General features: G+C 67.0%; 8 protein-coding genes. 7 read left to right on the top strand and 1 reads right to left on the bottom strand.

The window, feature by feature from the left end:
• The first annotated feature begins 1,130 nt into the window (after positions 1–1,130).
• The 5 genes from E6G06_21890 (at position 1,131) to E6G06_21910 (ending at position 4,042) form a co-directional block, all read left to right on the top strand.
• Entirely contained in the window at positions 1,131–1,610 is a 480-nt protein-coding gene (locus tag E6G06_21890; protein ID TML85582.1) for a twin-arginine translocation signal domain-containing protein, read from the top strand.
• Between the two features lie 114 nt (positions 1,611–1,724).
• A complete protein-coding gene (locus E6G06_21895; GenBank protein TML85583.1) occupies positions 1,725–2,117 on the top strand; it encodes a hypothetical protein in 393 nt (130 codons plus the stop codon).
• Positions 2,118–2,370: 253 nt separating this feature from the next.
• The gene (locus tag E6G06_21900) at positions 2,371–2,667 is read left to right on the top strand and encodes a hypothetical protein (GenBank protein TML85584.1); all 297 of its coding nucleotides are present in this window, start codon (positions 2,371–2,373) and stop codon (positions 2,665–2,667) included.
• A 51-nt stretch (positions 2,668–2,718) separates the two neighbouring features.
• A complete protein-coding gene (locus tag E6G06_21905; GenBank protein TML85585.1) occupies positions 2,719–3,078 on the top strand; it encodes a cupin in 360 nt (119 codons plus the stop codon).
• Positions 2,960–4,042, top strand: coding sequence for a hypothetical protein (locus E6G06_21910; GenBank protein ID TML85586.1), 1,083 nt, complete (start codon positions 2,960–2,962; stop codon positions 4,040–4,042). The genes E6G06_21905 and E6G06_21910 overlap by 119 nt, the downstream gene beginning before the upstream one ends.
• Here E6G06_21910 and E6G06_21915 read toward each other — a convergent pair.
• On the bottom strand, positions 4,039–4,494 hold the full coding sequence (locus E6G06_21915; GenBank protein TML85587.1) for a nuclear transport factor 2 family protein: 456 nt from the start codon (positions 4,492–4,494) through the stop codon (positions 4,039–4,041). The two genes, E6G06_21910 and E6G06_21915, sit on opposite strands and share 4 nt — an antisense overlap.
• Before the next feature lie 435 nt (positions 4,495–4,929).
• On the opposite strand from E6G06_21915, the gene E6G06_21920 reads away from it, so the two are divergent.
• Complete coding sequence (locus tag E6G06_21920) at positions 4,930–5,514, top strand: hypothetical protein (protein ID TML85588.1); 585 nt, start codon at positions 4,930–4,932, stop codon at positions 5,512–5,514.
• A 41-nt stretch (positions 5,515–5,555) separates the two neighbouring features.
• Positions 5,556–8,574 (top strand): hypothetical protein (locus E6G06_21925; GenBank protein TML85589.1); only part of this gene is annotated, 3,019 nt, incomplete at its 3' end.

Genomic DNA, 8,574 nt, shown 5'->3' on the forward strand with positions numbered 1-8,574 from the left:
CCTCGATTACACCAGGAAGCGTCCGGCGAGGGCGACCCACGTGCGTGCTGCCGGTGGATCCGATATCAGGTCCCTTGACGCCGACGACGGTAGCGCGAAAATACCGCTTGACAGTGCCGGAGCAGTCATGCCGTATGACGGAGGTGTCCGCGATGGCAGTTGGCTCGGTGGAGCGTTCCCCGCCCGACTGATCACGCGGACTCACAACCGTGGAGTCCGCTCACCTGCCCGACAACGGACCTCGGCGACCGGCCGTCCCTCGAGAACGGCGCTATCACCTACCGCGGTTGCGGCACCGAATGGGAAGCGCCGGGAAGGTCCCGGCTCCGCGCCTGCGGGTGTTATGCCACGTTCCCCCGATCAGATACGGCGCGGTCGCTCGAGTCCGTTGCCGGGTGACAATCGAAGAACGACGTTGCGGGGCCCGGGCCGGGTCCCGCAGTCGCGTGAGCAATGCCGCTGCGCATCTCGGGCCGAAGCTTCTCGGCGCCCTGCCATGAGGGTGAGTTTCGCGGGACAGCTTCGACGGGCCGACCCGCGCGGGAGGGGCGCGTTTCCGTTCGCATTTCGGCAGTGGAGTGGCGCTCTACGGGCGGTGGAGTCGAGCCAGTTGGCTATCGGGCGTGAGCACGAGGTGCTTGACGAGGCGCACGATGGTTCCGGCCTCGGGCTCGGAGGTGAAGCCGATCTCGTCGCTCAGTGCGTGCATCAAGGCGGCTCCCCTGCCACCAAGCGATGACACATCGGGCACCTGCCCCAAGAGTGCGCCCGTCGAGCTGATGACCGGTATCGATGACACGGATGATGCAGCGTTTACCGTCCACTTTACCCCTTGTCCCGCTACCCGGATCTGGTGATCACGACGTAGCGGACGCCCATCGGCTCGATGACGCGGGTACTGGCAAGGGTGTGACCGGCGCGCCCGTCGCCGGGAGACGCGCCGCGAAGGCGGGACCGGCGATCACCCGACCCACCGTCGACGGCGCTCGCCGCCGGCCATCGCCCAGCACGGATCCTCGCGCTCCTCACCGCGATCCACAACGCCGCGGACCTGGAGACTCGGGGGTTGACACGCTGTATGGCTGGACGGAAGGTGATCGCACGCGTGTGCGCTGGGGAAGGGGGTCAGCATGTCGCTCTCGCTGATGACCGGGATCCGGACCGGGACGAACGCCGGTCGGAAGGCAACGCCCGCTCGCGGGCATCAACACTTCTGGGCCCGCGCGGCGATGTCGCGCCGGCAGTTCATGCAGGTCTCGAGCGCCGGCGCTGCCGGCCTCGCCCTGGGCACCAAGCTGCTCGGGAGCACAGGCGTGGCGTGGGCCGACGGACGCCCCCAGGCGGGCCGTGGCGTCCCCCGGCCGATCCCCCAGTTCATCGAGTTGCCCTTCGCCCCGGGCAAGCGCTTCCACCTCCAGCCGCCGGGCTCGGGCAATGAGAACTCGACGATCACCGATTTCAGCGGCATCGTCGCCGCCTGCGAGCTGCAAGGGATGGGTACGGCCAACACCGGCGAGCGAATGCCCTTCGATGTCGACATGCGGGTCATGGACGGCGACTTCGTCGACCTCACCGGGCGACGGCAACGAGGCACCTTCGCCTTCGTCTGACTCGATCTCTTCCGGGGGTCAGTTGACCCCGCCAACCAGATTCACGACTTCAACCCCGGCATTCATCCCTTCCCCGAAGGGCTGTTCTGGACGATCCCGGTTCCCCACCACAGCGTGCGGTTCCCGGCACATGGCCAGGCGCGCCTCGACGTGTCGGATCTGGCGCTCGAGGACTACTTCGACTTCGTCAACGCGGTCAACGACGGCCGTTCGGTCGAGGCCCGCGCCTCCTTTGACATCGACTGGAACGGCGGCGACAAGCACGTCACCTACGGGAGCCTGGCGCAGGGCTTCGTCGGCGAATTCATCGAGGGCACGGCGACCATCGAATGGAGCGCCCACAGCGATGACGGCTTCTCCTACAAGTCCGATGACGAGGACACGTCCACGACAGTCTTCGCAGCAGTCGGTCGTGAGCGCAACGGCGTCCTCCTGCACGAGAACGAGGACGACGAAGATGGTCGCGACGAACATGATCACGCTCGTGGCCATCGCGATACCGACTGATTGATTTCGGTCTGGTGGAGACGACCTGGGCGCTCATCGCAGTCCGCCGGTAGGCGGACCGAGACGTGACCGCACGGCGCGCGCCGCCGGCGCTACCGATCGACGCCGGCGGTGAGCAGGTAGATCCGGGCGCCGAGCTGAACATCGTCGTCGCTGGCAGTAGATCGGCGACGAGCCTGCGACCACTTTCAGCTACTGACGGGAACGCGCCCGCGTCGGGCGATCTACAGTGACCGCGTCGAAGGAGGAACCCATGCCGTTCATCCAGATCATCGAATACAAGACCAGCAAGATCGACGAGCTCAACGCAGCGCTCGACGGCTGGCTGGAAGCGACCAAAGGTAAGCGCGCTTCGACCCGCGGCGTGCAAACCAAAGACCGCGACGCCAGCAACACCTACGTGCAGATCGTCGAGTTCCCCTCCTATGAAGAGGCGATGGCCAACTCGAACCTGCCGGAGACGGGCGAGTTCTCAGCCAAGCTCGCGTCGTTGTGCGACGGGCCGCCGACGTTCCGCAATCTCGATGTCGTGCGCGAGGAGATGATGTAGAGCTCTCGCGACTGAGTACTGCCGAACAACACACGACAAGGAGGACACGCCATGCCCGGAGTGGAGAGCCGCGACTTCACGACACCCGACGAGACCCGCACGCCCGACAAGACCACGGTCGAGCTCGTCAACCTCGCGGGCGGTCAGATCGGGCGCTACACGTTCCAGCCCGGCTGGAAATGGTCCGAGTGCATCAAGCCCGTTGTCGGCACCGACAGCTGCCAGGTCGAACACATCGGCTACTGCGTATCGGGCAGCATCCACGTTACGCACGACGACGGCAGCGAGGTCGATGTCGCCGGCGGCGAGGTCTACCGCATCGGACCCGGCCATGACGCGTGGGTCGTCGGCAACGAGCCGATGGTGTCGATCGAGTTCCAAGGCGCGGCCAACTACGCCAAGCCCAGCTGAATGGCAGCCAAGCTCGGCCTCCTCCTCGACTGCGCCGAGCGCCAGTCCCGGAATGGCTCGAGTGACAATGGAGGCCGCCTTCGGTCTCGACGTGAGGTCGGTGTTGTCGGCGATCGATGTGCCGACGCTCGTGATCCACGCGAGGGACGACCCAGTGCCGGTCCAGGGCGGCCGGTACCTCGCGGATCACATTCCGGGGGCCCAGTTCATGGAAGTTGAAGGGCACGACCACGCGCCGTTCCTGTCCGACCCCGATCGGATCAACCGAACCATCGAAGGGTTCCTCACCGGCACGCACGCGGCGCCACGTCAGGCGCACCGTGCGCTCAGGACGGTGTTGTTCACCGACATCGTATCGTCCACCGCGCGGGCGGCCGCGATGGGCGACGAACGCTGGAGCGCGCTCCTGCAGCGGTTCGGTGAAGTCACCGAGAGCCTCGCCGAACGCTTCGGCGGAACCGTCGTCAAGAGCACCGGCGACGGCCATCGCGCCACGTTCGACGGACCCACGTACGCGATCCGCTGCGCCGAGGCGCTGTGCGCTGACGCGGAAGCGTTGGGGATCGAGATCCGCACCGGCGTTCACACCGGAGAGTGCGAACTCATGGGCGACGACATCGGCGGCATCGCCGTCCACATCGCGGCGCGGATCATGTCGCAAGCAGGGCCGGGCGAGATCCTCGTCTCCAGCTCGCTACGCGACCTCGTCGTCGGCTCCGGGATCGGCTTCGACGACCGCGGTTCACGCGAACTCAAAGGCGTCCCCGGACACTGGCATCTCCTCGCGGTGAATCCGAGCGGACCACAACCCGGATCGCCCGAGGCAATACTCGTCTCGCTTGCCACGCCGTCGGCACGCACTGCCATGCGACGCTCCGACCGCACCGTCGCCACCATGGCCCGCCGAGCCCCATGGCTCCTCCGCGGCCTCGCACACCTCACCCCCTCAGCCACCAGCAGCTAACCCGGAACGACGGCGACGCATAGCCGGCGATCTGGGACACGCCAAGGCAGTCGCTTTGGACACGCCGATCTTGTCGATCTGTGTGCTTGTGTTCTGTAGCGCCCGCCGGGTAATCGGGACAGCTTGCCCCAGAAGGCGTCCTCGGCGGCCTCGTCCGTGTACCCCACGTCGAGGCGGGAGATCTTGTCGCCCGAGAACGTGAACTCGATGGTCTCGTCGGTATCGAGGGTCTTGCCCTCGCGCTTGCCCTTCGCGTGGTGGACGGTGACGACCTTGTCGCCCTGGGTCTTCACGCTCGTCAGGTCCACCGAAAAGGTGCCGCCCGACAACTCGAACAACTGCCCGTACAACCCGAGGACGTTGTCGACCCCCTTGTGCTCACCGGAGGTCTGGTTGTTGCCTGGCTGGCGCTGCACGACATCGAGCGCGTAGATCGCCCGAAAGTGCTCCATGTCCCCCTCGCCGAACGCTTGGTAGCCCCGCCGGTCGGTGTCTCCTTGTCAGCCATGAAGGCTCCCCTTGATCGTGTGGGGCGCACACTGCACCATCAGCCGGCCCGAGGCGAGCAAGCTCTTGAGTCCTGCCTACGGAACGCTCCCAGGCCTCGTAGGCCGCGACCCCGTCTTCCGGCGCACGTTGTCGCGCCGCTGGCTCGCTGAGGACGGGGGAACGATACCCACGGCGATCAGTGGACTCGAAACAGTGAGATATCAGTACTTTGCCATTGCATTGCGGGAGAACAACGGCAAGGGTGACGGCGAGCACGGTTCTTCTCATTCCCGGACGGGAATCGCCGCTCGTCGGGTTCCTTCGTCCGGGAGAGATGAGGCCGTATGTACCTGTTCAGTCGTCGCGTTCGCATTGGAGGCGGCCAGACGCGTGCCGCCATGGAATGGGCGCTCGGGCAGACCGAGAAGGTCAATCGGATCACCGGGCTGCAGGTTTCGTTGTACACCCAGGTCTACTCGCTTGAGGTTGGTTCCATCGGCTGGAGCACCTTCGTGCCCGATCTCGCCACGCTCGAAGCGGCGGGAGACAAGTTGAACGTCGACGACGACTTCGTGTCGGCGACCGACAAAGGGGCGGCCCTGACCGTCGGCGGCGCAGAGGACACCCTCTCGCAGGTGCTCTCCGGCGCACCCGATCCGAGCCGGCAGATCGAATACGTGACCGGGGTGCGCACGGTGTGCGCGACAGGCAACCTCGCTCGAGGGATGGAGCTGGGCGTCGAGATCGCCCAGCGGGCCGAGAAGATCACCGGCACGCCGACGCTGTTCCTCGCCGACGTCACCGGCATCTACGGCGGCGTCGGTTGGCTCAGCGGTCACGCGAACATCCAGGCTCTGGAAACCGCCCAGCAGAAGCTGGCCAGCGACGCGAGCTGGGCGAAGTACCTCGACAAAGAGGTGAAGGGCACCTACGCGGATGAGCCAGGTCACACGACCCAGCTCATCTATCGCCGCCTGGCGTAGCGTTCAGCCGGCGTTCCGACCGCAGGGGCCGGGTAAGCCGCTTGGCTTCCCCGGCCTCAGGCTGTCTATCGGGCGTCGGAAGCCGGCCTGGGAGTGTGCGAGTGGGCAATGTCGCGACGGTAACGGTGCTGTTCAGCGATCTCGTGGGCTCGACCGATTTGTTCACTCGGGTCGGAGAGGACGAAGCCGAAGTCTTGCGTCGCGAGCACTTCGACCTTCTCCGCGAGGTCGTCAGACTCAACGCGGGACGCGAGGTCAAGAACCTCGGCGATGGCCTCATGGTGGCATTCACGAGCGCCTTGGACGGCGTGGCGTGCGCAGTCGGCATGCAGCAGCGGCTGGATGCCCGCAACCGGCGTAAGGGCTCTCCATTCCTGCGCGTGCGCGTCGGTGTGGCGACGGGTGAAGCCGATGTCGACGGCAACGACTACTTCGGCGTCCCGGTTGTTGAGGCCGCGCGCCTGTGTTCGAGCGCAGAAAATGACGAGATCCGCGTCACCGAGGTGGTGAGGGCTGGCCGCGGCGACCACGCCTATGAGCCGCTCGGACCGCTCGTGCTGAAAGGCTTCGACGCGCCGGTGAACACCTGGCAGGTGCGGTGGCGGCAGCTCCCGACGATCGCTTGGCAGGCGCCGCTGCCGTCGCGACTCCAGACTGCACCGCTCGCGTTCGTCGGTCGGACAGAGGAACGCTCGCGCCTCGAGGCCGCGTTGAGATTGTCCGAGGCCGGCTCGTGTCGACTCTTCCTGCTCAGTGGCGAACCTGGCGTTGGCAAGACCACGCTCGCGGCCCTCGGCGCAAGATCGGCATACGAGCGCGGCGCGCAGGTGCTCTACGGGCGAAGCGATAGCGGGCTCGGGCTTCCCTATCAGCCGTGGGTCGAGATCGTGACGCATTTGCTCGAGCACCTGCCCGAGCCACTCCTGGAGCGGCTCCGGCCCGACGCGGCGCTGCTCGCGCGCCTCGCGCCCGGCCCGGCCGGCAGGTTCGGAGAGGTGCCCGACTCGACGACGGAGTTACTCAAGAACGGGCTCCCGGCCAGCATCCTCGACGTCATCGACAGTCGCGTCGAGCAGTTGGGTGACGGGCCGCGTCGTGCTCTCGTCTACGCATCCGTCATCGGCCGGGAGTTCGATCTGGTGCTCCTCGCGGGAACGCTCCGAGACACCGAGTCCGCCGCCGAATCATCCCTGGCCGAGCTCATCGTCGCGTCGCATCGCGACGAGCTCTTGGAGCGCGTTTCGCTCCAGGGACTCTCGCTCGACGAAGTCGCGCAGCTCATGGAGGACACGGCAGGGCAAGCGCTTCCGGACCTGGGTGTGGAACTGGCGCGTCTGTTGCAAGAGGAGACCCAGGGCAATCCCTTCTTCGTCGGCGAGATGCTTCGGCATCTCGTCGAGACCGGTTCGCTTGTTCGTGATCCGGAAGGAAGATGGGCCGCGACGACGGAGTTTCTCGAGAACGGGCTCCCGGCCAGCATCCTCGACGTCATCGACAGTCGCGTCGAGCAGTTGGGTGACGGGCCGCGTCGTGCTCTCGTCTACGCATCCGTCATCGGCCGGGAGTTCGATCTGGTGCTCCTCGCGAAGGCGATGGATGCCGAGGAGGACGAGGTTCTCGACACGCTCGAGCGAGCGATGCGATCCGCACTCGTGAGTGAGGTGCGGCGCGGGAGGTTCTCGTTTGTGCATGCGCTCGTGGGTCATGCGCTGTACGAGAGCCTGAGCACGACACGGCGCGCGCGACTGCACCGCGTCGTCGCCGAGTCGATGGAGGACGTCTTCGGAGCTCAGCTCCTGGAGCGCGTCGCCGAGATTGCCCTGCACTGGGCGCGGGCGGACTCGGCAGAGGACTCTGGAAAGGCGATTGAGTATGCTCGGCTTGCCGGCGAGCGCGCGCTCGCGCAGCTGGCGCCGGACGAGGCGTTGCGCTGGTTCCGGCAGGCCCTCGACGTGGCCGAGAGGGAACCGGCCGATCCGATCGTGCAGTGCGCGCTGCTCGTTGGGCTCGGCGACGCGCAACGGCAGGTGGGCGATGTAAACCATCGCGAGACGCTGCTTGCCGCCGCCACGACGGCCGAGAAGCTCGGAGCGGATGACCTCCTCGTGCGCGCCGCGTTGGCGAACAATCGCGGCTGGCACTCGCGCACCGGTGCCGCCGACCGCGAGCGCATTCGCGTGCTCGAGGCGGCACTCGCCGCGACGAAGGAGCCGGGAGCGTTGCGCGCCCGGCTCCTCGGGCTGCTCGCCGTCGAACTCACCTCCGCGGGCGACGACGTCGCCGAGCGACGACTTGCGCTGGCCGATGAAGCCGTCCAAACGGGGCGGGCCGCAGGTGACTCCGTCACTCTGGCCTGGACACTCGACACCGCGATCTTCGCGACGTGGGTGCCGGAACGGTTGGCCGACCGCGTCGCATGGAGCGAGGAGCTCGTGCGGCTCGCAGTCGACATCGGCGACCCCCTGCTCGAGTACTGGGCGACGGCGCGGCGTACGGTGACGGCGCTCGAGATGTGCGATCGCGACACGTACGACGAGTACCGGGAACGGCAGCTCGATCTCGCGCATCGTCTCGCGCTGCCCGGAGTGGAGTGGCATGCCGCGACTGTCGAGGTCGCGACCGCATTCCTCGACGGCGACCTCGGGGAAGCCGATCGGCGCGCGTCAGGTGCACTCGAGCTCGGGTTGACCAGCGGTCAGCCTGACGCGATCTCGTACTACGGCGCCCAGCTCGTCACCATCCGGGCGGTGCAGGGACGGCTTGGGGAGCTCGAGGATCTCGTGCGACAGCAAGTGGAGACGAACCCCGGCATCCCGGCGTTCCGGGGCGCGCTCGCCCGCCTGTGCACCCAGGCCGGGCGACTCGACGAAGCGGTCGAGGTGCTCGCCGGCGACATCGCCGACGGGTTCACGTCGTTTCCCCGCGACGTCATGCGCCTCACCAACCTCACGGGGTGCGCCGAAACGATCGCGATGGCGCGCCACCGGCCCGCGGCTGCGGTGCTGTATGAGCTGCTTCTTCCGTGGGCCGACCGTTTTATCCATCTCGACGTGCTGTGCC

The sequence above is a fragment of the Actinomycetota bacterium genome, from assembly GCA_005888325.1.
In the GTDB taxonomy this organism is placed as follows: domain Bacteria; phylum Actinomycetota; class Acidimicrobiia; order Acidimicrobiales; family AC-14; genus AC-14.